A 23,858-nucleotide genomic window follows, 5' to 3' on the forward strand; every position below is an offset into this window, starting at 1 on the left:
TATACTCCAAACGCGTGATTTATTTGCGTTCTAGGTCGGCGAGCAGCGACTCGAGGCGCTCGGCAAAGTCGGGTGCTCTCAGGCTAACCTTTTCGGTGATTTTGCCTGTCTCATCGATGAAAACTATCGTCGGCAGCTGGGTAACGCCGAATCGCTCGAACAGGCTGCCATCCTCGTCGAAGACTATGGGCAAGCGAGTGTGATAGTTGCTTTGATACTCGACCAGATCGGCCTGGGTGGACCAGAGGTTGCTGGAGAGATGCAGCCACTGGACGGCGTTGTCTACAGTGGCGCTCTCTGCAGTGGCATTATCGGCAGCGACATCAGCAGCAAACTGCTCGACCCGCTCCCGCACCAACTGACAAGACTTGGCCGTCTTAGGCTCGGACTCTGCCAGGTACCACTCACACCAAGGGGCGAAGAACACGAGTCCGGTTGCCTTGCCGTGGCGCGCCGCCGACGGCAATGGGTAGTCACTGTTATCGTGCGCCTTCAATGACATAGGGCTCACTTCTGCACCCAGCTCGTAGCCGGACGCCTGCTCGGCCATGTTTCTTACAACAGCTGAACCACTAACGGCCTGAGCATTACCAGAAGGACCATTGGAATGATTTCCCGCGATAACCTGCTCCAATGCCTGATGAAGCGCCTCGTCATCCTGATGTCCGACATAAGTGATGTGGCCATTCTTATCGATGAGGAAATGCTGCGGCGTCACCCGTAACTTGAAGGCCCGCGCCAGGGAGCCGTCATCTATGGTCACCGGCATCTTGAGGCCAGCCTTCTTTACAAAGGCGCCGACTGAGTTGCTGTCGTCACTGATCCCAGTATTTACGGCAATCACCTGCAGCTTGTCGCCATATTCTTGATAGATCTTTTCAAATCCAGGCATCTGCTGGCGGCAAGGAACGCACCAGGTCGCCCAAAACTTGATGTACACAGGCTTGTTGCCATACAGCTCGCCAAGATTAATCTTGTCCCCGGCTAATGTGGTCAGCTGGCGCTGCGGCGCCGGCTTACCAAGCAGCTCGCTGCCGGCAAGCTTGGCCCTTCTCTCCCCCTCGGCGGCAAAATCATCTTTTGCCAACGCCTGCCCCAAAAACGCCGCGGATAGCAACAATGCAGACAGGCTGACGGTTAGCCACTTGGAGGGTTTAATTGCTAGGAGTTTCATGCTGGGTTCCCATATTCGATGATGACTAATGAAGGCCGCAGGCCAAAGGGCCAAACCTGGCGAGCGCACAAGTTCAACCTGCCATGGCAGATATCGCGACTAAGGGCATCTTATGTAAAGCTGGGAAATGCGAATTGTAAAATTTCGACATTTCATTAAGATTCGAAGGAGACGACTCGCTTTTACCGCATCCATGCACAAATAAACTGGACTGAGAGGTTAATGGAGCAGATTAACATGCCAACCTTGGCACACCTTGGCTTTCAGCGCTTTCTTCCCTGCGTCGCGCTTCAGCCCTATATCCAGTGTTACTGGCATATTGTTAGGGCTGAGGGACCAGAGTCGCTGTCGACAGAGTTTATGCATCCTGAGGGCGGTAGTGGCATCATCTTCAACTTCGGCGCGCCGATTCACTTGGATGGCATGCAACATGGCGCCCATTGCCTGGTGACAGGGCCCACGAGACAAAGCACCAAACTGGAACTGTCGGGCAAGGTCGATGCCTTAGGGGTGCGCTTCTGGCCCGGCAGCGGGCGCGCCTTTCTAAATGCCCCCCTGTCGGAGATGCTGGGGCAAAACCTGACGCCAACGGATCTATCCCTCGCGCTACTCGGCGATGAGTTGACCGAGCGCCTAGCCGCGCAGCCAACGGCGCAGGCGCGAATTGCCCTGCTGGAAACCAGGTTGCTGCACTATCTGGCAGCCAAGGAATCACTGTTTGATGCCAGTGAATCTAGGATGAGGCACGCCTTAAACTGGATAACCAGACAGAGAGGCCAGGGCGAGCTGCGCCACTTATTGGGCGAGCTAGATATCGGCCAGCGCCAGCTGGAGCGTCTATTCCTGCAAGATGTAGGCATGACGCCGAAAAATTACAGCATCTTACAGCGCACCGCCTATGCCAAGGAGCTACTCAGGCATGACGCCGACAAGTCACTCACCGACATCGGCTATCACGTCGGCTTCTACGACCAGGCTCACTTCATACGCGAATTCAAGAAGGTCATAGGCATCACCCCAGGCATTTACCGAAACAAGGCCTTGCACAACCCAAAGCGCTAGTTTATCTCCATTAGGATAACTCCAAGCAAGGAGAGGCACTCCCGTCAAGGCTCTGGTCCATAGGGAGAAGAGGTGTGTGCTTGAGTCTGACAGCAAAAAGCCCCCACCTGGCCAACGCTATTTTGTCATCGGATAACCAAAGCCTGTGATACAATAGGCGCTAAGCGATTATCTCCAGTAAATGAGACAGAAAATCGGCGTAAGACTAGGCCCTTAAACGGGCGAAATAAGATTATCGATAACAATCACAAGTAAACTTAACTGATTGTTATAAAAGGCAAGTATAAGGTATTACAACTAAATGGCATTACTGATCGACGACAGCTGTATCAACTGTGACATGTGTGAACCTGAGTGTCCCAACCAGGCGATCACCATGGGGGAAGAGATCTATGAGATAGATCCTAACCTGTGCACCGAATGCGTCGGCCACTACGACAAGCCTACCTGCGTCTCCGTCTGCCCCATCGACTGTATCGACCCGGACCCCGCCCATGTGGAGTCCCAGGATGAACTCCTGGTCAAGTATCACCTGATCACCGGTAAGCCGATCGATTAAGTGACCAACAAGAGTTAACCGTCTTCAAATAAACAAAAAGCGAAGCCTTGGCTTCGCTTATTGATGACTCATCATGAGTTAGCTCAATCGGCTATTTCAGGCCCATGGCATGTTCGCTTGGCGCTGCAGTTGGGTCAGCATGGCGGCAGCCTGAGTGATGCTCTGGCGCATAAATACCGGCATGGTGTCGAACTCTATGCTGAGGAGCTGATTTTTTACCTCGAGCCCAAGCTCGGTATCTCCCTCAATCGCCAAGCGGCGCTGGAAAAACAGGGTATCTGGGTCTTCCTTACCGGCGGCGATCAGAAGCAGCGCCTGACTACAGCCGCTAAAGCTCACCTCAGCCTCGCCACTTTCACGGACGATGAGGCGCTCATCGAAGCTAACCTCGAAGCTTAACTCGAGATCGGTCACGTTAATCTTCACCCAGCGAGCCTGCAAAAAGTCCAGCTCCCCATCTTTAATCTGCGCCGCCATCAGCAGATTTAATATACGCTCGATAAGCTGAGCCTTAATTGAAAAAGGAACTAAGTTTAATGGTTTAGCTATGACTTTAGGCCCATATTGCAATAGATGTTTGGCCATGTTTGCCAACACACTTCGCTGCATGACAGAGATTCTCCTACCAAATTGGAGGACCGAAATCGTGACTTCGATCAATGTTTAGTGAGGTTCCCGACAACCGCTGTCGAGAGTGATAAGGAAATCAATTTTAACCAGATTTTATGATCACAAACCTGTTTTACATCAAGAATTCTTCAGCCATTCCCTTTTACACTTCACACTTTTTAAGGGAGAACAGCACATGGAACTTCTTTGTCCGGCGGGTAACCTCGCCTCCCTCAAGGTCGCCTTAAACGCCGGTGCCGACGCCGTCTACCTTGGGTTGAAAAACGATACCAACGCCCGCTCCTTCGCCGGGCTGAACTTTACGCCGGAAAAATTAGCCCAGGCGGCCAAGCTCACCCAGCAGGCGGGTAAGAAGATTTTTCTGACCATCAATACCTTCCCAAAACCCGGTGAAGAGCAACGCTGGTACCAGGCGATCGATCTGGCCGCCGACACAGGGGTCGATGCGCTGATCATGGCCGACCTCTCCCTGCTGGATTATGCCCACAGCCGTTACCCTCACCTGCCGCTGCATCTGTCGGTGCAGGCCAGCGCCACTAACCTGGGGGCACTTAGCCTCTATAAGCAGGAGTTCAACATCGACCGTGTGGTTCTGCCGCGGGTGCTGTCGATGAAACAGGTCAGAGACCTCTCCAAGGTAACCCCTGTGGATCTGGAGGTGTTCGCCTTCGGCAGCCTCTGCATCATGGCCGAGGGGCGCTGCCACCTCTCCTCCTATGTGACGGGCCAGTCCCCCAACACGGGCGGATCCTGCTCGCCGGCAAAACATGTACGCTGGCAAGATGTGGGCGACAGCCAACAGACCCGCCTCAACGACGTGTTAATCGATCAATCGGGCAAGGATGAGCAGATGGGTTATCCCGTAGTCTGTAAGGGGCGCTACACCACCAGCGACAGCCAGGAGGCCTCGCACCTGTTGGAGTCTCCCACCAGCCTCAACACCCTCAGCCTGCTGCCGGAGCTCGCCAAGGCTCGCGTGGTCTCCCTCAAGATTGAGGGGCGTCAGCGCAGTCCGGCCTATGTGGAGCAGGTGACCCGGGTATGGCGTCAGGCGATCGACACCTACCTAAGCGATCCAGCGGCCTACACCACCCAGGCCCAGTGGGATCAGGCCCTGGCCAAGGTCTCCGAGGGACAGGTCACCACACTGGGCGCCTATGAGCGCACTTGGCAATAACAGCAAAGCAATAAAGACAAAAGGATAACAAGATGAAAACCTCATTAGGACCGATTCAATATTGCTGGCCCAAAGAGAAGGTGGTCGAATTTTATGAGGCCGTGGCCCAGAGCAACGTGCCCCTGGTCTATCTGGGCGAGACCGTCTGTAGCCGCCGCCGCGAGCTTAAGTTCAGCGACTATATGGCATTGGCGCGCATGCTAAAGGCCGCAGGCAAGGAGGTGGTGCTCTCTACCCTAACGCTTATCGAGGCGCAGTCGGAATTTCTTGAACTCAAGAAGCAAGTGGAAAACGGCGAGTTCACCATAGAGGCTAACGATGTCGGCGCCATCTATCTGGCCAAGGAGCATGGGATCCCCTTCGTCTGTGGGCCCAGCGTCAACAGCTATAACGCCGCGACCCTGAAGAAGTTTGCCAGCTGGGGCATGCAACGTTTCGTGATGCCGCTGGAGCTGTCCAAGGCCTGGCTCACTCAGGTGCTTGAGGATCTCGGCCCACGCCAGGTAGAAGTAGAGGTGTTCGGCCATGGCTTCATGCCGCTGGCCCATTCGGCCCGCTGCTTCACCGCCCGCCACAAGGGGCTGACCAAGGATAAGTGTCAGACCATCTGTATCGAAAATCCCGAGGGATTACTGGTGCAGACTCAGGAAGATCAGCCGCTGCTGCGCCTCAACGGCATTCAGACACAGTCGGCCAACTATATGGATCTCTGCGACCAACAGACTCAGATGCAGGCTCTGGGGGTCGACTACTTCCGCATCTCACCCTCGTCCCTGGCATCCATCGCCTTGGCCGATAAGTTACCGGCCAAATCGGCCAGCCACGACAGACAGTGCAACGGCTACTGGCATCAGCTGCCGGGTCTGACCCTTAGCTAGGCGAGCGACAACTAGATGAAAAAAGTAGGACTCATCGGGGAAATTTAAAAAAGCAGATAAAACGTCGACTTGAATCAAAAGGAAGGTTAACCTAGTCGACGCGTCTCTCGCTGGGTCCACACCAGCGAGAGTAGCCAACCCATGAAGCTAAACAGCGCGGCCCACTCCATGATCACAGGGCAGCGAAACTCGGGCCTGGGCTCCACCATCACGAGATCATGGTAAAACCAGGTTCCGCTCGCCACCACGCCATCATCCGTATGGGCCATCAGGATAAACGCCAGCAGCAAGCCCAGCGTCAGACCAGAGATCAACAGACTACCGCGCAGGGCAAAGCGCTTAGGCCTGTCGCTGCGTCTCAACAGGTAAACAAGATACGCCGCCACGCTCATCGCCGCGAAGTAGAAGAAATATTCTATGCCTAAGATATGCAAATGATAGACGTTAACTGGAAACAGGCCGACACAGGCCAACGCCAGAAGCGAGGCCACCAACACAGAGAAGCTGGTCAACACCCAAGGGCCGTCACTGTTTTGCAGGGCAAACAGGGCAAATAACACCAGGCTCAAGCTACCGAAGAAGAGTCCGCCGTTAAACACCACCGCCAGCTCGGAGTGGCCATACTGACCCAGCTCACTCAGGGAGAAGTTGTAGAAGCTAAAGCCTTGGCCGCTGTAATCGCTGAACCCTAAGCTGGCCGCCACCAAGCCGATAAGATGTCCTACGAGTCCAAGCAAGCCAAACCTAAATGCTAATTTAGACAGTTTCTGCTCTTTTGAAGTCATAGGCCCTTTATCGTTTAACACACTCATTGGTTAACCATATATGGAATCAGAATTATTTGCAGAGGTCTAGCGCATATTTCTGACACGGACTGAATAAAAACTCAACAAAAATCATACATGATAATCATAGTTCACCTCCACTAAAGGGGTATCTCTCAGACTAAACGTCGCGCCGCCACGCAACACCCAGGCAACAAATGCACAACCTTGTTTTCAAAGGAGTTTAACCAATATTTACCTAGCCTAGACCTTGGCAATTTAGGTACAATATAAATAGTCATAAAGTGCTAATAACTATGCTGCTGCGGTGAAACGGTTCACCAAGCATTATAATCGTTTTACATCACTGGACTTAGGGGGTAACCTTCCCCGCTTATCTCATGAATGGATATTCAGAGTGTATTGATTAACGGATCTTTGAGTAGATGGCTGCCCATCCTTGGGAAGCAAAGAATAAAGGCTAAATAAAGTGGCTGAAAAACAAACCCATAACATTAAAACCGTGCTGACGTTTCTAGTCCCTTCCATTATCGGACTGTTACTCTTCATGACCCCCATTAGCTATCAAGATGCCATCACGATCCCCATCGCCATCGTATCTAAGGGGCTGCAAAATCTATTGGGCGATAGCATTGTCGCCATCGTCACCGCCATTGTGGTGCTCACCGCTGTCGCGACTCTCATCTGCAAGGCGGCAAAACCCGCGATACTCAATCGCTATCCCTTCTTTCGTGCCCTGCTCGACGTCAGCCCCATGTGGGCCCTGGTGCGTGTGCTGGGTGCCATCTTCATCGTGCTGACCTTTACCGGCACTGGGCCCGAGGCGATTCACTCGGGCAATACGGGCGCACTGGTGCTAAACGACCTGCTCCCCGTGCTATTTTGCGTGTTTATCTTTGCCGGCATGTTGCTGCCACTGCTGCTTAACTTCGGCCTGCTGGAGCTGTTCGGCACCCTGCTGACCAAGGTGATGCGCCCTGTGTTCAACCTGCCGGGACGCAGCGCCATCGACTGTATGGCCTCCTGGCTGGGCGATGGCAGCGTCGGCATTCTGATGACCAGTAAGCAATATGAATCCCGTTTCTACACCCAAAGAGAAGCGGCGGTGATCGGCACCACCTTCTCGGCAGTCTCTATCACCTTCTCGCTGGTGGTGATCTCTCAGGTTAAGCTCGAACACCTGTTCGTGCCCTTCTATCTCACCGTCTGTCTGGCCGGTGTGGTCGCGGCCATCGTCGTGCCTAAGCTGCCCCCGCTCTCTTGGAAGAAAGATCACTACATAGATGAGACCCCGCGTCATCCCGACGACGAGGTGATCCCTCATGGCAAAGGCGTCTTCGCCTGGGGCCTGGAGCAGGCGCTGACCAAGGCGGCCAAGGCCGAAAGCGTGGGTCATACCCTGAAAGATGGTCTGAAGAACGTGATCGACATGATCTTCGGCGTGATCCCTGTGGTAATGGCCATAGGTACGGTCGCCCTGATGATCGCCGAATACACGCCTATCTTTAACTATCTGGGCATGCCATTCATTCCGCTGCTTGAGCTGCTACAGGTGCCGGAAGCCGCCGAGGCTTCTAAGACCATAGTGGTGGGCTTTGCCGACATGTTCATCCCGTCGATCCTGGCCAGCTCCATCGAGTCTGACATGACCCGCTTCATCATCGCCGCCATGTCGGTGACCCAGCTGATCTACATGAGTGAAGTGGGCGCCCTGCTGATCGGCAGCAAGATCCCGGTCAATATCCTAGAGCTGTTTGTCATCTTTATCCTAAGAACCCTGGTCACCCTGCCGGTGATCGCAGGCGTCGCCCACCTTATCTTCTAAGGCAGAGGCGTTAGCTAAAAAGGGCAGCTCAGGCTGCCCTTTTTTATGGCTGCAATGGCACATTATCTTATTCATTCAACTCGCAATTTCCCCAAAGACTTCTAAACTTAAACACTCAAGCAGCGCTCATTGTGTCGGGATTTACGCGGCTGTTTTTCGCCCCCCATCCCCAAAAAACTGAGCGCCAAACCGCCCCCAAGATCACAAGGGCCAAGTTATGACTTGCAAACACACAAGTTGGCGCGCCTAGATGAGAGCACTCATTCTCTCACTCCTGTTATTGCTACTGGTGAGCCAGCCCAGCCTAGCCTTCAGCTATCAGCCGCAGTTTGATTCCTTCGGCGCCAAGGAGGGGCTGTCGATGAACACGGTCACAGATATAGTCAACGACAAGGAGGGACATCTGTGGATCGCCACCCAGGCCGGGCTCAACCGCTACGATGGTAAGCGTTTCAAGATCTTCGACACCCAGGGGGATAACCGCGGCCCCACGGCCAAATATATCAAGAAGCTGCATTTCAGCCGCAGCACCCTCTGGCTCATCACCCGCAATGAAGGGATAAACCGCTATCATGCCGACAGCGGCATCTTCGAGCCCTTCAATGCCAGTAACAGCCCGCTGCCCGACGATATCGTCGATCTCGATGAAGACGCCCAGGGTAACCTATGGATCGCCACCGCCGACAATCGCCTGCTCTACTTCTCCCCCGCCAGCAACAAGCTGCTGGCGACCCTGGACAGCAGCACGACCCAGGGGCTACCCAGCGGACGCATCAACACCCTGTATCGCGACCGGCAGGAGAGGCTCTGGATAGGCACGCTCAACGGTCTCGCCAGCCTCAAGCAGACAGCAGATGAGATTAGTGTCTCCCAATACGCCCCTGAGGTGCGCGGCGTCTCCGCCATCGAGGCGGGTAAGAGCAACACCCTCTGGGTCGGCACCCAGGCCCGCGGCCTGTTCCTGCTAGATATCACCAATGATCAGGCCATGGCGATCGCCGCCGTACCCGCCAGCCCCGCCTTCTCCATCTCCGCCCTCAAGCGGGATAAGTTCGGCAGCCTCTGGATAGGCTTTCGCGCCCAAGGACTGGCCAGGTATGAGCCCAGCCGCAACGAGATCCACAGGCTTAACGCCTCCGCCGAGAACCGCTACAGCATCAACAGCCCAGTCATCACCTCACTGTGGATAGACAACGAGCAGCAGCTTTGGATCGGCAGCAAGGGCGGCGGCCTGAGTAAGACCTTTCTCGACGCCCAATACTTCGGTCATATCCATGGTTTTAGCTTCAACGACAATAACCTGCTCAACGTGGACATTCGCAGCCTGCTGGAGGACAGCCAGGGCACTCTCTGGGTCGGCACCGCCAGTGGTGTCTACCGGGGGCTGAAAAATCCCAGGGGCGAGCTGACGGGCTTCATCCCCTTCCATGTGCAAAACCCCGCCCTCAGTCAGGCCTTCATCAGCTTTATCAAGGAGGATGAGCTAGGTCAGCTATGGATAGGCACCCGGGGCGATGGCCTCTTTATCTATACCGCAGACAAGCAGAGCTATATTCACTATCTGGCCGATGCCAAGAGCCCCAACAGCCTGCCCAGCAATCAGCTCTATTCGCTCTATTTCGATAGGCAAGGGACCCCCTGGATCACCAGCAGCGATGGCGGCATAGCCAGATACGCCGGCATAGCCACTGGCTTCATTGCAGTGCCTCTGCCCATCAAGACGGTCACCGACATGCTGCAGGACGGCGACGGCAACTACTGGCTCACCTCCTCCAGCGACGGCCTGCTGAGGCTCGCAGCCAATGGCGAGATCACCCACTTCGCCAGCCACACGCCCCATGCCTTGCCCAAGCAACACCTCTTCTCCATAGTCGCCGGTGATAACCACAGCCTATGGATCGCCAGCAACGAGGGGCTAGTACACTTCAATACCCAAGACTTCAGCAGCCGACTGCTTACCACGGCGGATGGCCTGATCGACGACACCATCTATCTGCTGTTTGCCGACCAGCGCCGCCACCTCTGGCTCGGCACCACTAAGGGGCTGACTCAGCTCGACCCCGACAGCCTGAAGACCACCAACTACACAGATATCGACGGCATACAGGATAACGAGTTCAACTTCGGCGCCGCGGCGCTCGGGCGTAATAACAGCCTCTATCTTGGCGGCGTCAACGGCTTTAACCATTTCAATCCGGCCCAGCTGCCCCGCCGTCAGCCACCGACCCTGCCGGTGATCACAGATCTCTTTGTGCTGGGTCAGGCCCAGGGACTCCCCGACATGGACCAGGGCACGCCAAGACAGCCCCCTTCGCTGGCGCTGCCCCATACCGCCGATATCTTCTCGCTGCACTACCACAGCCCGGATCTGCACAACGCCTCCCGGCTCAGCTATCAGTACCGCCTGCTTGGGCTCAACGACACCTGGATAGCGGGCTCGCCGGAGCAGGTTGCCTACTTCACCGGCCTCAACCCGGGCAACTATCTGTTTGAGATCCGCGCCAAAGATATCAACCAGCAATACAGCCCCATCAGGCGCCTCAAGATCATGCTGGAGCCCGCGCCATGGCAATCCCCCTTCGCCTACACCTTGTACTTCACTCTGACCCTGATGCTGGTGAGCCTGATCTTCTATCGCAAGTGGTCACAGTATCAGCAACAGGCCGCCCTGCTGCACGAGGTGGCCCAGAGCGAGCAGCGCCTGCAGCTAGCCCTGTGGGGCAGCGGCGATGAGTTTTGGGACTGGAATATCGTTCATGGCAATGCCACCCGTACCAACACCTTCCTCAAGTATCCCGAGCAGGAACAGGAGCTGAAGAAGACCATAGCCACCTGTGTCCACCCGGACGACATCCCCAAGGTGTCACGGGTCGCCAAGGAGTGCATCAACGACCAGATAGATAAGTTCTCCCTCACCTATCGTGGCCTGGCGCCCGACGGCGAGTGGCTCTGGGTGCTCAATCGTGGTCAGGTGGTAGAGCGTGACGAGGCGGGCAAGGCGGTACGCATCGCAGGGACCATCAAGAACATACAGCAGCAGAAAGAGACGGAGCACGCCCTGCGCGAGCTCAATCAGCGTCTCGAGCAACGCGTCAACGAGCGCACCCTTGAGCTGCAACAGCGCAACGACGAGCTGAAACACACCCTGGATGAGCTGGAACATACCCAGGGCGAGCTGATGGACAAGGAGAAGATGGCGGCGCTGGGCGGCCTGGTGGCCAGTATCACCCACGAGGTCAACACTCCCATAGGGATCAGCGTCACCGCCGCCTCCCACCTGCAGGAGAGCGTCAAACACTTCGACCAGCTCTATCACCGCGGCGAGATCACCGAAGAGGATTTCGAGCAGTATCAGAATGAAGTGGCCGAGTGCTGCCGACTGATCCTGGCCAACCTGGAGCGCGCCTCAAAGCTTATCGCCAGCTTCAAACAGGTCTCGGTGGATCAGTCCCACGAGGATGTGCGCGAGTTCGACCTACATGCCTACCTGGAGGAGATCTTCATCTCCCTCAACCCCATGCTGTCTCGCACGCCCCATGAGTACAGCTATCAATGTCCGGAGAAGCTGATCATCCAGAGTACCCCGGGGGCCTTCTACCAGATCGTCAGCAACCTGTTTAACAACTCGGTGATCCACGCCTATCCAGATGGTAAGTCAGGCAAGCTCAGCCTAGACGTCGAGCGAACCGACCAGGGGATCTGCATCACCTATCAGGACGATGGCTGCGGCATGTCCCAGGAGGTTCAGGCCCAGGTGTTCCAGCCCTTCTTCACCACCAAGCGCGGCAAGGGCGGCAGCGGTCTGGGGATGAACATCGTCTCCAACATAGTCACTCAGGTCCTAAAGGGCGAGATCAGCATAGACTCCCAGGAGGGGCGCGGCAGCACCTTTATCATACATCTGCCCGACAGCCTGATCGTTCGCTAGGCGTCATCTGGCTGCAATAATTTGTTCATCTCTTAGTCAAACTCCCCTCTTACTCTGGCGCTATGGATAGGGTGTCTCCATCACGGGCACCATCCCTTACACAGCGAGCAGACCCCATGCAAAAGATGATCTTCACCGTAGACGATGTGGTTGCCAACAACCTGCCCAAGCTCAATCAGAGCCCCTGGCTGGCGACCCCCACCAAGGCGCTGCTGCGCTATTTCCTGATGGAAAAAGAGTGCCATGCCATCACCCAGGAGTTCGATTACCTGGAGGGGGTAGACTTTATCGAGCAGGTCCTGGCCAGCTTCAACTTCACCTACAGCGTGCCCAGCACAGAGGTGGAGAATATCCCCAGCGAGGGCCGGGTGGTGATCTATGCCAACCACCCTATCGGTTCACTGGACGCCCTGGCCATGATCAAGCTGATCAGCAAGGTGCGCCCGGACATCAAGGTGGTGGCCAACGAGCTACTGATGGCCCTGGAACCGCTGCACTCCATCCTGCTGCCGGTGCGTAACATGACGGGCGGCACCCCCAAACAGCATCTTGAGAAGATCCACCAACACCTCAAGAGCGAAGGCGCCGTGCTGATCTTCCCCTCCGGCGAAGTCTCGCGCCTGCGCCCCAACGGCGTGAGAGATCTGCACTGGCACAGCGGCTTTCTGAAGATCGCCAAGGCCTGTCAGGCGCCGCTGCTGCCCATGTTTGCCGATGCCAAGAACTCGGCCACCTTCTACGGTGCCTCGATGATCTACAAGCCTCTGGCCAGTCTGCTGCTGGTCAAGGAGATGTTCAAGCAGGCCAAGCGCACCATGCCCCTGCGCATAGGCCAGCTGATCCCCAAGGAGGTGGTGGCCAGCAGCGACTTCCCTCTCAAGACCCAGGTGAAGCTGCTGAAGAACCATCTCTATCGCATCGGCAAGAATCGCAGCCCACTGTTTAAGACTCAAAACGCCATCGCCCATCCCGAGTCGCGCAGCGATCTGATCGAAGCCCTGTCCCAATGCGAGCTGCTGGGCCAGACCCACGACGAGAAACTCATCTATCTCTACCGCCACAAGCAGAGCAATCCCATCATGCGTGAGATAGGTAGGCTGAGGGAGATCGCCTTTCGCGCCGTAGGTGAAGGCAGCGGCAAGCGCCGCGACACAGACAAGCACGACGCCGACTACCTGCATCTGGTGCTCTGGGATCACAAGGCGCTGGAGATCGTCGGCGCCTACCGTTTCGCCAGCGCCAAGAGCCTCTACCAGGATGAACATAAGGGCCTCTACAGCCAGTCGCTGTTTCAATACCGCGACGAATTTGCCCCCTACTTCGAGCAGGGGCTGGAGCTGGGACGTAGCTTCGTGCAGCCTAAGTATTGGGGCAAGCGCAGCCTGGATTACCTCTGGTTCGGCATAGGCGCCTTCCTCGCCAAACACCCACAATATCGTTACCTGTTCGGCCCCGTCTCCATCAGCGACGCCCTGCCGGAGCAGGCCAAGGCAATGTTGGTCTACTTCTACCAGACCCACTTCTGCCCGGTACAGGAGCTGGCCCACGCCAACAGCCGCTACAGCTTTACCCCAGAGCAGCACGAACAGTTAGATAGCCTCTTCCCCGGCGAAGACTATCAGGCGGAATTTAAGCTGCTCAAACAGGCGCTGGCCAGCATGGGGGCGGCCGTGCCCGCCCTGTATAAACAGTATGGCGAGCTGTGCGACGGTTTAGGGGTGAGTTTCCTCGACTTTGGCATAGACGCCGAGTTTGGCGACTGCATCGACGGTCTGGTGCTGGTGGACACCCACAAGCTCAAGGCCAAGAAGCGCGCCCGTTACATAGACTGCCACCTGCCCGAACTCAACACCAGCGGCGAAGACAGCCCGTTGAAATAGAAATAGCAATGGCTCTAGCAAAAGCGCTAGCTCTTGCGCTAGCAGGGCTATCTTCAAGCAATAAAAAAAGACGCCTCAGGGCGTCCTTTTTTATCGCAAGCTTTTGTGGATTGGTTTTGCGACAAGCTTTTGTGAATTTGTTTTGCGACAAAGGCTTGTGAGTTAGTTTTACCAATAGCGTTGGCGGACTCTCAATTAACATCAGCCCAAGCCACCCAAGCTTAACTATTTAGTCATGAATCTCTAGTCATGAAAGCGCATCAGCAGGGCGCGATAGATACGATACAGGCGCACTATCTGCGCCAGCTCTACCCGCTCGTTGACCTGATGTATGGTGCGATTGGGAAGCCCCAGCTCGATCACCTGAGTCTGGGGTGATGACAGAAAACGCCCGTCAGAGGTGCCCCCCGAGGTGGAAAGGCGCGGAAAGCTGGCGGTAACCTCAAAGATCGCCGCCTCCACCTGAGCGATCAGGCTCTGCTCATCATTTTCCTGGGTATGGTAGGGCAGACAGCCGCGCTCCCAGCGCAGGCTAATGGCATCCTCCCCCAGGGAAAGCCCGTCGAGACAGGCCTGGATCCGCGCCATGATCCCCGCCTCGCTGTAACGATAGCTATAGCGGATGTTGAAGCAGATCTCACAGCTACCCGGGACGATATTGTCGGTAAACGCCCCAGAATCCACATGGGTCACCTGCAAGCTGGTACCGGGGAAGTCGTCGCTGCCCTCATCCCAAATGAGAGCTTCCAATGCCTGCATCACCCGCGCCGCCATATGCAGGGCGTTGACCGCGTTCTTGGGATAGGCCACGTGTCCCTGCTTGCCTTTGAGCGTTAGCCGGGCCGAGATGGCGCCGCGACGACCAATCTTAATCACATCGCCCGCCTGCTTATCGGCGGTCGGCTCGGCCACCACACAATACTTGGGTAGACGTGCCTGAGCCTTGAGGCGCTCGACCAGGGTGCGGGTACCATGTTCCGCCTCGCCCTCTTCGTCGCTGGTGACGATAAACTGCCAGTTGGCCTTGGGCAGGCCATGACAACTGATGTGATCCTCGACCGCCGCCAGCATCACCGCCAAGCCTGATTTCATGTCCACAGCGCCGCGGCCAATCAGCATGCCATCCACTAAGGTGGCGGCAAACGGCGGCGTCTGCCAGCGGCTCAGATCCCCAGGCGGCACCACATCCGTATGTCCCGCCAGCGCCAGCTGCGCCAGGCGCTCATCGAAGGAGGCCAACAGGTTGCTCACCCCCTGATCCTGATAGTGGCTGACGTCGAAACCCATGGCAGCGAGCCTTTCTCCTAACCACTGCTGGCAACCGGCATCTTCCGGGGTGATAGAGGGGCGGCGCATCAGCTCACGGCAATAACGCACCGCCTTGTGCTGGCTAAGATCTTCCCGGCTTAGATCTTCCCGGCCTAGCTCTTCCTGGCTTAGCTCGTCTTGATTGTGCTTGCCTTGTGTGAGCTGAAAATGACTAGAATCGACATAGAAAGGGTCGGACTGACTGGCCTGGGATGCCAATGGCATGGATTTCATCTTTTTGCCCTGATACTAAGATAAACCCAACCATTAAAGGGCAAACCCATGACATTTATGTGAAATTTAGATGGTCATTTGTTGAACATTCATTTATCTGTTATAACTGGAAACAGGGTGAACATTCACCAAAGTCACTGAGAACCTTACAAAACTCAGTCAACCTCCCCCTAAGTCTCAGGAGTCTGCCATGGCAACACGGGTATCGGAGATCATGAGCACCAGGGTCGTCACCATAGAGATGGACGACAGGCTTACCATAGTCAAAGAGATCTTTGACAGCGCCCCCTTTCATCATCTGCTGGTGATCGAGAACGACAGCTTGCAAGGCGTGCTATCCGAGCGCGACTATCTGCGCACCCTCAGCCCCCATATCGGCAGCATAGGCGAGACGGAGCGCGACAGCGATACCCTGCAGCGCCGCGCCCATCAGGTGATGAGCCGGGATCCCATCACCATAGCCCCCGAGGCCGACATCAAGACCGCCGGGCAACTCATGCTGGCCCACGACATCGGCTGCCTGCCCGTGATGGCATTTAGCAAGATAGTGGGCATCATCACCTGGAAAGATCTGCTGCGCGCCTTCTGCCATGATGAGCTGGTTCCCCAACAGGAATAGTGCTCGCCAGTTTTGAAATTGGCCTACTCAACAGCCTTACTTATCAGCCTCGAACCACAGCCTTAAACGACAAACCCAGGTCAAGCGACCTGGGTTTGTGTTATTTGAGCTGCAGCTCAAAGCTGCTGACTCGATACTTTCTAGATAGCCCAGCCGCCCATGTAGAAGACCACCAGGCCGATAGTGATGGCTAACACACCGGGTTTCAGGGCGCGCCACTCGCCGCTGGCCAGACGGCCAACCACTAGGGTCACGAAGCCCAGCATGATACCGGTAACGATATTACAGCTGAGGATGATGAACACGGCGCAAGTCAGTCCCGCCATGGCATCGACCTTGTCGTCGAAGTTCAGCTTAGTCACGTTGCTCAGCATCAAGAGGCCCACATACATGAGCGCCGGCGCCGTAGCATAAGCAGGAACCAGATAGCTCAGCGGCGCCAGGAACACCATCAGCAGGAAGAGCACGCCAACGATTGTCGCCGTCAGGCCCGTCTTACCACCGGCCGCGGTACCCGCCGCCGACTCGATATACACGGCCGCCGGTGCACCGCCCACGGCACCTGCGAAGATGCTGCTCATGGAATCTGAGGTCAGCGCCTTACCGCCACCGACAATGTTGTCTTTCTCATCCAGCAGTTCCGCCTGACCGGCCACGGCGCGAATGGTGCCCGTAGCATCGAAGATCGCCGTCATCACCAGCGCCAGCACAATAGGCAGCACCACAGGGTTGAGGGCGCCCATGATATCCAGCTGACCGATCAGCGACTTATCTGACATTAAATCAGGCAGGGCGAATAAACCCTGGTAGGTCACGCTCGGGTCGAACGCCAGGCCAAATCCCGAAAGCGCGATGATCACCAGCAGAATGCCACCGGGCACGCCGCGGCGCTCTAGGCCTATTGTGGCCGCCAGGCCAATCACTGTTGCGATAACAGGCAGGCTGTGGATATCGCCAAGCTTCACCGGCAACCCAGCGTCGTTAGCCACGATCAGATGCACGCTATTGGTGGCGATCAGCAGCAGGAACAGGCCGATGCCTATGCCGGTACCGTGGGCGATCCCCTTAGGCAGGTTGGTCAGTACCCACTGACGCACGCCAGTGACACTCACCAGGGTGAAGACCACGCCCATGAGGAAGATGGCCCCTAGGGTCACGGGAATCGAGATCCCCTGGCCCAGCACCATGCTAAAGGCGGTGAAGGCGGTCAGTGAGATGGCGCAGCCAATCGCCATCGGCAGATTAGCCCACAGCCCCATCAGCAGGGAGCCGAAGGAGGCAATCAGACAGGTGGCCACGAAGACGGCGCCGGGATCGAAACCGGCGGCGCCCAGCATGTTTGGCACCACGATCACCGAATAGACCATGGCGAGGAAGGTGGTTAAGCCGGCAATCACCTCTTGGCGCAGCGTGCTGCCGCGAGCGGTGATGGCGAAATAACGGTCAAGCAGGGAGCTTGCAGGTACAGCGGGTGCAGCGAGAGTCTGTTCAGACTTCATAGTAGTTACCTTTTTTGATCTCTTAATTTGGAAGGCTGTGGCAAGTTAGAGCCCCACGACAGATGTCTGTGGGTGAGAGATCCACTGGGTACTTATTGGTGTACCTTACGTGACCTGCAGATCGGTAACCGAGGAGATACCGACCTTTTAAGGTAAGCAAACACTTACCCATAACACAGCCTTTGTTGGCGGCGCATTCTACAGCAAAGACTGTGACATAAACTAGAGCAAGCTAACAATTCGCCAAACTTTTGTTCAACTTTCGCGCGAAGGCTTTTTTAGCCTGAGATACCGCGACAACCATGGGAGGTCCGCTCAAGAGAACACTCAGTTAACTCATTTAATATCAGATAGTTAAAAACGAACTCTTCGCCATCAAACCACCAGGCTCAGTTTTATTCATATTTTTTCATAACTTGTCACCCTTGGTTCATGCCAGGCAGCACCCCCATTCACATCCCTCCTCTACCATGCAGCCATGGACAAAGATCAACTAAGAGAGTCTGTCATGCCATCACACCCAATAAGCGAAACACGAGATCAGGATAAATCCAAAGAGCTCAAAGCCCTCGGCTTCATCATAGTGCTGCTCTTCCCGATGCTGACCATCACAGGCATCAGCGCCTATGGCTTCATCATCTGGATGATCCAGGCCTTCGGCGGCGTCGTCGCCCATTAACCCATTACCAACTTGAGAAAGGATGTTGCTATGAAGTGGTTTATCACCCTTTGGCGTACCCTCAACAAACCCGCCAAAACCCTCACCCTTGGCGCCATTAGCCTGTCAGCCTTCCTGATGGGCATCATCTTTTGGGGTGGCTTCAACACCGCCCTGGAGGCGACAAACACCGAAGCCTTCTGCATCAGCTGCCACAGCATGGAGAGTAAACCCTACCAGGAGCTGCAAAGCACAGTGCATTGGTCGAATCACTCAGGCGTGCGCGCCACCTGCCCCGACTGTCACGTGCCCCACAACTGGAGCCGTAAGATCGGCCGCAAGATAGAGGCCTCCCACGACATGTGGGGCTGGCTGCTGCAAACCGTCAACACCGAAGAGAAATTCGAGGCCAAGCGTCTGGAGATGGCGAGCCGTGAATGGAAACGTTTCGATCGCGACAACTCACTCGCCTGTAAGAACTGCCACAACTATGACTCGATGAAGTGGGACGAGATGTCCAAGCTGGCCCAGAAGCAGATGAAACGCGCCGCCGAACTGGATCAGAGCTGCATCGACTGCCACAAGGGGATCGCCCACAAGCTGCCTGACATGGGCACCTCACGCGCCCCAGAGCTTATCGCCCAGGTGGGGTCTGGCGAGAGCAGCCTGGCTATCGGCGAAAGCTACTTCAGCGCCCTGACCAAGCCACTGTTCTTCAACGAGAAGACAGACGTAGAGGCGGGCACACTCAACATCGCCACTAAGGTGAAGGTGCTCGAGGTCAAGGGGCAACGCGCCAAGGTAGGTATCGACGGCTGGCGTAAGAAGATAGGCGCAGGCAGGGTGATCTATTTCGATTTCGGCATGAACATCCTCTCGGCCCAGCTCTCGAAAGATGCCGCCCTGGAGCCTGGCGTGATGCAAGTGTTCGAAGAGCAGCAAGACCCGCTCACCGGCCTGATCTGGCAGCGCGTCGAGGCGCAGATATGGGTGGATGGCGACTATCTGGTGAAAGACCTGCAACCACTCTGGGATTACGCCCGCGACACTTACTCCAGCAGCTGTAGTGTCTGTCACACCCAACCCGATGAGGCCCATTTCGACGCCAACACCTGGCCCGGCATGTTTCAGGGAATGATCGCCTTCGTCAACATGGACCAAGACACCCAGGCACTGGTGCAGAAATACCTGCAAGAACATTCATCGACTTTTGCCACCTCAGCGCACTAACAGGATAGCATCATGAACAGAAGAGATTTTCTAAAAGGCCTCGCCGCCAGCTCCTATGTCACCCTAAGCGGCTCATCGCTGTTGGCGCCGCTCAACGCCCTGGCCAGCACGGGCACGGATGAAGTGTGGAAAACCACGGGCTCCCACTTCGGCGCTTTTAAGATGACCCGCAAGAATGGCGTCATCGATAAGGTGATCCCCTTCGACCTGGATAAATACCCCACCGATATGATCAATGGGGTCAAGGGGTTGGTCTATAACCCGTCCCGCGTGCGCTACCCTATGGTGCGCCTCGACTTCCTGCTCAAGGGGCACAAGAGCAACACCTCAGAGCGCGGTGACTACCGCTTCGTGCGCGTCACCTGGGACAAGGCCCTATCGCTGTTTAAGGACTCACTCGATGAGATCCAGACCAAGTATGGTCCATCCGGGCTACACGCGGGCCAAACCGGCTGGCGCGCCACGGGTCAGCTGCACTCCTCCACCAGCCATATGCAGCGCGCGGTAGGGATGCACGGCAACTTCGTCAAGAAGGTGGGCGACTACTCCACCGGCGCCGGGCAGACGATTCTGCCTTACGTTCTCGGCTCCACCGAGGTCTACGCCCAGGGCACCTCCTGGCCGCTGATCCTCGAGCACAGCGACACCATAGTGCTCTGGTCAAACGACCCCTATAAGAACCTGCAGGTTGGCTGGAACGCCGAGACTCACGAGTCTTACGCCTATCTGGCGCAGCTGAAAGAAAAAGTGGCTCAGGGCAAGATCCGGGTGATCAGCATAGATCCCGTAGTCACCAAGACCCAGAAATACCTGGGCTGCGAGCAGCTCTACATCAACCCACAGACAGACGTGGCCCTGATGCTGGGTATCGCCCACGAGATGGTGAGCCAGAATCTGCACGACAAGGCCTTCATCGACGGCTACAGCCTGGGCTTCGAGGAGTTTCTCCCCTACCTGTTTGGGGAGAAAGATGGTATCGCCAAGACCCCAGAGTGGGCCAGCCAGATCACAGGGGTGAGCGTCGAGATCATCAAAGATCTGGCCAAGGTGCTCACCAAGGGACGCACCCAGATCATGATGGGCTGGTGTATTCAACGCCAGCAGCATGGCGAGCAGCCCTACTGGATGGCGGCGGTACTGGCCACCCTGATAGGCCAAATCGGCCTGCCGGGCGGCGGTATCAGCTATGGCCACCACTACTCCAGCATAGGCGTACCATCGTCGGGCGCAGCGGCGCCGGGCGCCTTCCCACGTAACCTAGATGAGGGCCAAAAGCCACTGTTTGACAGCACAGACTTCAAGGGTGCCAGCAGCACCATTCCAGTGGCGCGCTGGATAGATGCCATCCTGGAGCCAGGCAAGACCATAGATGCCAACGGCAGCAAGGTCACCTATCCCGACATAAAGATGATGGTGTTCTCAGGCAACAACCCTTGGAACCACCACCAGGACAGAAACAAGATGAAGCGCGCCTTCCATAAGCTGGAATGTGTGGTCACCATAGACGTGAACTGGACGGCTACCTGTCGCTTCTCTGACATAGTGCTGCCGGCCTGTACCACCTTCGAGCGCAACGACATCGACGTGTACGGTAGCTATGCCAACCGCGGCGTGTTGGCGATGCAGAAGATGGTCGAGCCTCTGTACGAGAGCCTGTCGGACTTTGAAATCTTCACCCGCTTCGCGGCGCTCATGGGTAAAGCGAAGCAATACACCCGTGGCATGACCGAGATGGACTGGCTGAGAAAGCTCTACGACGAGTGTAAGGCCGCAAACGCCGGTAAGTTCGAGATGCCAGATTTCGATACCTTCTGGCAGCAGGGCTATGTGCACTTCGGTGAAGGAGAGAATTGGACACGCCACAGCGATTTTAGGGACGACCCTGAGATCAACCCGCTGGGCACGCCATCAGGCCTTATCGAGATCTTTAGCCGCAAGATCGCCCAGTTTAACTACGACGATTGCCCCGGCCATCCAACTTGGATGGAGAAGAGCGAGCGCAGCCACGGCGGCCCTGGCTCAGACAAGTACCCCATCTGGATGCAGTCATGTCACCCGGATCAGCGTCTGCACTCGCAGATGTGTGAATCCCAGGAGTACCGTGAGACCTATACAGTCCAGGGACGCGAGCCTGTCTACCTCAATCCGCTGGACGCCAAGGCTCGCGGCATCAAGGATGGCGATCTGGTGCGCGTGTTCAACGACAGGGGTCAGCTGCTGGCGGGTGCCAGGGTATCGAACCGCTTCCCTCAAGGCGTGATCCGTATCCACGAGGGAGCCTGGTATGGCCCAGTGGGCAAGGATGGCAGTAAGCAAGGCGGCAACGAGATAGGCGCCCTGTGCAGCTACGGCGACCCCAACACCCTGACCCAGGATATCGGCAGCTCTAAGCTGGCACAGGCCTGCGCCGCCTACACCTGTCTGGTGGAGTTCGAGAAGTTCAGCGGTAAAGTCCCAGAAGTCAGCGCCTTCAGCGGCCCCATAGAGATCAGCCGCTAAAGTAAGCTAGCGGTCAAAGGAGATTTAAGATGAATAAGCCATCGATTTATCAAACACCAGCCAACCAGGCGCGAGCCAGGGTCTACCGCCTGCTGTCGGATCTGTTTGCCAAAGAGATAGATCATCAGCGCCGACAGAGCCTGCAAAGCGCCGAGGCGCAGGCCTTCTTTGACCTGCTGGCTGGGGAATCCAGGCTGGCGCCTGAGGTGAACACCATCCAGGCGGTGTTGGCGGGGCTGGGCGACGAGCCCTCCCTGCTGAATCTGGCCGCGGATTATTGCGGCCTCTTCCTGGTAGGTGACAAGCAGAGCGCCAATCCCTATGCAGGCCTATATCTGACGCCTGAAGGCGATGAGGAGCAGCCCCTGCTGTTCGGCCCTCAGCATCAGGAGATGCTTGCCCTGCTCAAGCAGAGCAAGCTGGGAGTGCAGAGTGACTTTCCCGAGCCAGCCGATCATATCTCGGTGATCTTGGCCTATGTCGCCCAGCAGGCCACCAGCCTGGATGATAAGGCGCAGCAAGTCTTTATCGCTAAATATCTGGATGCCTGGCTAACCGAATTTGCCAAGCGTGTGAGTGACAGAGACCCAGGCCGCTTCTATCAGGCCCTCGCCAGGCTCACCCAAATCTGGGTCAGCCTGGATTGTGAGGCGCTTGGCGCCTGATATCAGAGCTGCTAATTAACGTCTGCCACCCTGACCGCGCCGCTTGGCGCGGCGTTTCTGCGCCGCCTTGCCATTGCGACGGGGATTAGGGTCAGCCTTGGTGAGATCCGGCTCGAAACCGGGCAACCATTGCTGAGGCAGACGCTTATCCAGCAGTGCCTCTATCTCCTCCAGTAACAAGGCATCCTCTTCGCAGTAGAGGGTCACGGCGACCCCCTGCTTACCCGCACGGCCAGTGCGACCGATGCGATGTACATAATCCTGGGCCACATAGGGCAGCTCATAGTTGACCACATAGTCCAGAGATTCGATATCTATCCCCCGCGCCGCCACATCTGTGGCCACCAGCACCCTAATCTCTCCACGGCGGAAATCGGCCAGCACCTGCTCGCGGGCGCCCTGGCCCAGATCCCCATGAAACGCCTTGGCGGCTATGCCTTGCTCACTCAGGCGGGCGGCCAGCTTGTCGGCAGCCACCTTCTTACGGCTAAATACCAATACCCGCTGCCAATCCCCCTTGTTGATCAGATGCGACAGGAGGCCGAACTTGCGATCGCTATCCACCGCATAGACCTTCTGCTCGACATCCTGGCTGGCGCTGTTCTGCGGGCTGACGGCGATGCGTTTGGGCTGCTTTAACCAGCGATGGCTCAGTGCAAGCACCTTGTCATCCAGGGTTGCGGAAAACAGCAGGGTCTGACGCTCGCTCGGCAACAGCGTCATCAGCTCGGTAATCTCATCGGCAAAACCCATGTCCAACATGCGATCGGCCTCGTCGAACACCAGATGCGCCACCCCATCTAGCTTGGCGGCGCCGCGTCTGTGCAGATCCAGCAGGCGACCCGGGGTGGCGACGATCAGGTCGACGCCTGCGGCAAGCTGCTGACACTGGGCCTCTATGCTGACGCCGCCATAGACCAGCCCCGCCGACAGCGAGGTAAAACGGGCAAGATCTGAGATCCCCTGATGAACCTGCAGCGCCAGTTCGCGGGTGGGCACCAGCACCAGGGCTCTGGGCTGTTTATCTGACCCTTCAGCCTGCGCCAGGCCCATCAGCTTAGCCAGGATAGGCAGGGCAAAGGCTGCTGTCTTGCCCGTGCCCGTCTGAGCCGAGGCCATGAGATCGACGCCGCTCAGCACCAGGGGGATCGCCTCGGCCTGGATCTGAGTCGCCTCGCTAAATGCCAAGGCTTCCAGCGCCTGTTGCAGCGGCTGAGGCAGAGACAATTGAGAAAATAACATAGGTGA

At 56.6% G+C, this 23,858-nt stretch carries 18 protein-coding genes; 12 read left to right on the top strand and 6 right to left on the bottom strand.

The window, feature by feature from the left end:
- Positions 1-19 precede the first annotated feature (19 nt).
- Positions 20-1,174 (bottom strand): TlpA family protein disulfide reductase, encoded by a 1,155-nt coding sequence (locus K0I31_RS14500; RefSeq protein ID WP_220078843.1) that lies wholly within the window; start codon positions 1,172-1,174, stop codon positions 20-22.
- A gap of 222 nt (positions 1,175-1,396) precedes the next feature.
- Here K0I31_RS14500 and K0I31_RS14505 point away from each other — a divergent pair, with 222 nt between their 5' ends.
- Together K0I31_RS14505 and K0I31_RS14510 are read left to right on the top strand one after the other, a co-directional pair.
- Positions 1,397-2,236, top strand: coding sequence for a helix-turn-helix transcriptional regulator (locus K0I31_RS14505; protein WP_220078844.1), 840 nt, complete (start codon positions 1,397-1,399; stop codon positions 2,234-2,236).
- Between the two features lie 301 nt (positions 2,237-2,537).
- On the top strand, positions 2,538-2,795 hold the full coding sequence (locus K0I31_RS14510; protein ID WP_011866582.1) for a YfhL family 4Fe-4S dicluster ferredoxin: 258 nt from the start codon (positions 2,538-2,540) through the stop codon (positions 2,793-2,795).
- Between the two features lie 96 nt (positions 2,796-2,891).
- On the opposite strand, the gene ubiT is transcribed toward K0I31_RS14510, so the two are convergent.
- Entirely contained in the window at positions 2,892-3,404 is a 513-nt protein-coding gene (gene ubiT, locus K0I31_RS14515) for a ubiquinone anaerobic biosynthesis accessory factor UbiT (RefSeq protein ID WP_220078845.1), read from the bottom strand.
- A gap of 196 nt (positions 3,405-3,600) precedes the next feature.
- Between ubiT and ubiU the strand changes: the two genes are divergently transcribed.
- Both ubiU and K0I31_RS14525 read left to right on the top strand, forming a co-directional pair.
- A complete protein-coding gene (gene ubiU, locus K0I31_RS14520) occupies positions 3,601-4,602 on the top strand; it encodes a ubiquinone anaerobic biosynthesis protein UbiU (RefSeq protein WP_220043048.1) in 1,002 nt (333 codons plus the stop codon).
- 32 nt (positions 4,603-4,634) lie between these two features.
- Positions 4,635-5,480, top strand: coding sequence for a U32 family peptidase (locus K0I31_RS14525; protein WP_220078846.1), 846 nt, complete (start codon positions 4,635-4,637; stop codon positions 5,478-5,480).
- An 86-nt stretch (positions 5,481-5,566) separates the two neighbouring features.
- Here the strand turns inward: K0I31_RS14525 and K0I31_RS14530 are convergent, their stop codons facing one another.
- On the bottom strand, positions 5,567-6,217 hold the full coding sequence (locus K0I31_RS14530) for a hypothetical protein (protein WP_220078847.1): 651 nt from the start codon (positions 6,215-6,217) through the stop codon (positions 5,567-5,569).
- 517 nt (positions 6,218-6,734) lie between these two features.
- Here K0I31_RS14530 and K0I31_RS14535 point away from each other — a divergent pair.
- From K0I31_RS14535 to olsF, 3 genes are all read left to right on the top strand, one after another.
- A complete protein-coding gene (locus K0I31_RS14535) occupies positions 6,735-8,090 on the top strand; it encodes a YjiH family protein (RefSeq protein WP_220043051.1) in 1,356 nt (451 codons plus the stop codon).
- Between the two features lie 250 nt (positions 8,091-8,340).
- Entirely contained in the window at positions 8,341-12,018 is a 3,678-nt protein-coding gene (locus tag K0I31_RS14540; RefSeq protein ID WP_220078848.1) for a sensor histidine kinase, read from the top strand.
- Between the two features lie 125 nt (positions 12,019-12,143).
- Positions 12,144-13,898, top strand: a complete 1,755-nt coding sequence (gene olsF / locus K0I31_RS14545; RefSeq protein WP_491573764.1) for a bifunctional ornithine lipid synthase OlsF — start codon at positions 12,144-12,146, stop codon at positions 13,896-13,898.
- 243 nt (positions 13,899-14,141) lie between these two features.
- On the opposite strand, the gene dapE is transcribed toward olsF, so the two are convergent.
- Positions 14,142-15,431 (bottom strand): succinyl-diaminopimelate desuccinylase, encoded by a 1,290-nt coding sequence (dapE, locus tag K0I31_RS14550; protein ID WP_220078850.1) that lies wholly within the window; start codon positions 15,429-15,431, stop codon positions 14,142-14,144.
- A gap of 199 nt (positions 15,432-15,630) precedes the next feature.
- Here dapE and K0I31_RS14555 point away from each other — a divergent pair, with 199 nt between their 5' ends.
- Positions 15,631-16,059, top strand: a complete 429-nt coding sequence (locus tag K0I31_RS14555) for a CBS domain-containing protein (RefSeq protein WP_011866591.1) — start codon at positions 15,631-15,633, stop codon at positions 16,057-16,059.
- A 140-nt stretch (positions 16,060-16,199) separates the two neighbouring features.
- Here the strand turns inward: K0I31_RS14555 and K0I31_RS14560 are convergent, their stop codons facing one another.
- The gene (locus K0I31_RS14560) at positions 16,200-17,558 is read right to left on the bottom strand and encodes an NCS2 family permease (RefSeq protein WP_220078851.1); all 1,359 of its coding nucleotides are present in this window, start codon (positions 17,556-17,558) and stop codon (positions 16,200-16,202) included.
- A 508-nt stretch (positions 17,559-18,066) separates the two neighbouring features.
- Here K0I31_RS14560 and torE point away from each other — a divergent pair.
- From torE to torD, 4 genes are read left to right on the top strand one after another with little or no spacing between them, the layout of a single operon-like run.
- Complete coding sequence (gene torE / locus K0I31_RS14565) at positions 18,067-18,237, top strand: trimethylamine N-oxide reductase system protein TorE (RefSeq protein WP_220078852.1); 171 nt, start codon at positions 18,067-18,069, stop codon at positions 18,235-18,237.
- 30 nt (positions 18,238-18,267) lie between these two features.
- Positions 18,268-19,446, top strand: a complete 1,179-nt coding sequence (torC, locus tag K0I31_RS14570) for a pentaheme c-type cytochrome TorC (protein WP_011866594.1) — start codon at positions 18,268-18,270, stop codon at positions 19,444-19,446.
- A 12-nt stretch (positions 19,447-19,458) separates the two neighbouring features.
- Positions 19,459-21,945, top strand: a complete 2,487-nt coding sequence (torA, locus tag K0I31_RS14575; RefSeq protein WP_220078853.1) for a trimethylamine-N-oxide reductase TorA — start codon at positions 19,459-19,461, stop codon at positions 21,943-21,945.
- A gap of 44 nt (positions 21,946-21,989) precedes the next feature.
- Positions 21,990-22,610: a molecular chaperone TorD gene (gene torD, locus K0I31_RS14580; RefSeq protein ID WP_434086926.1), complete on the top strand. Its 621-nt coding sequence runs from the start codon at positions 21,990-21,992 to the stop codon at positions 22,608-22,610.
- Positions 22,611-22,625: 15 nt separating this feature from the next.
- Here the strand turns inward: torD and K0I31_RS14585 are convergent, their stop codons facing one another.
- Complete coding sequence (locus tag K0I31_RS14585; RefSeq protein ID WP_220078855.1) at positions 22,626-23,852, bottom strand: DEAD/DEAH box helicase; 1,227 nt, start codon at positions 23,850-23,852, stop codon at positions 22,626-22,628.
- Between the last annotated feature and the right edge of the window lie 6 nt (positions 23,853-23,858).

It is taken from the genome of Shewanella spartinae (assembly GCF_019457555.1).
Taxonomy (GTDB): Bacteria; Pseudomonadota; Gammaproteobacteria; order Enterobacterales; family Shewanellaceae; genus Shewanella; species Shewanella loihica.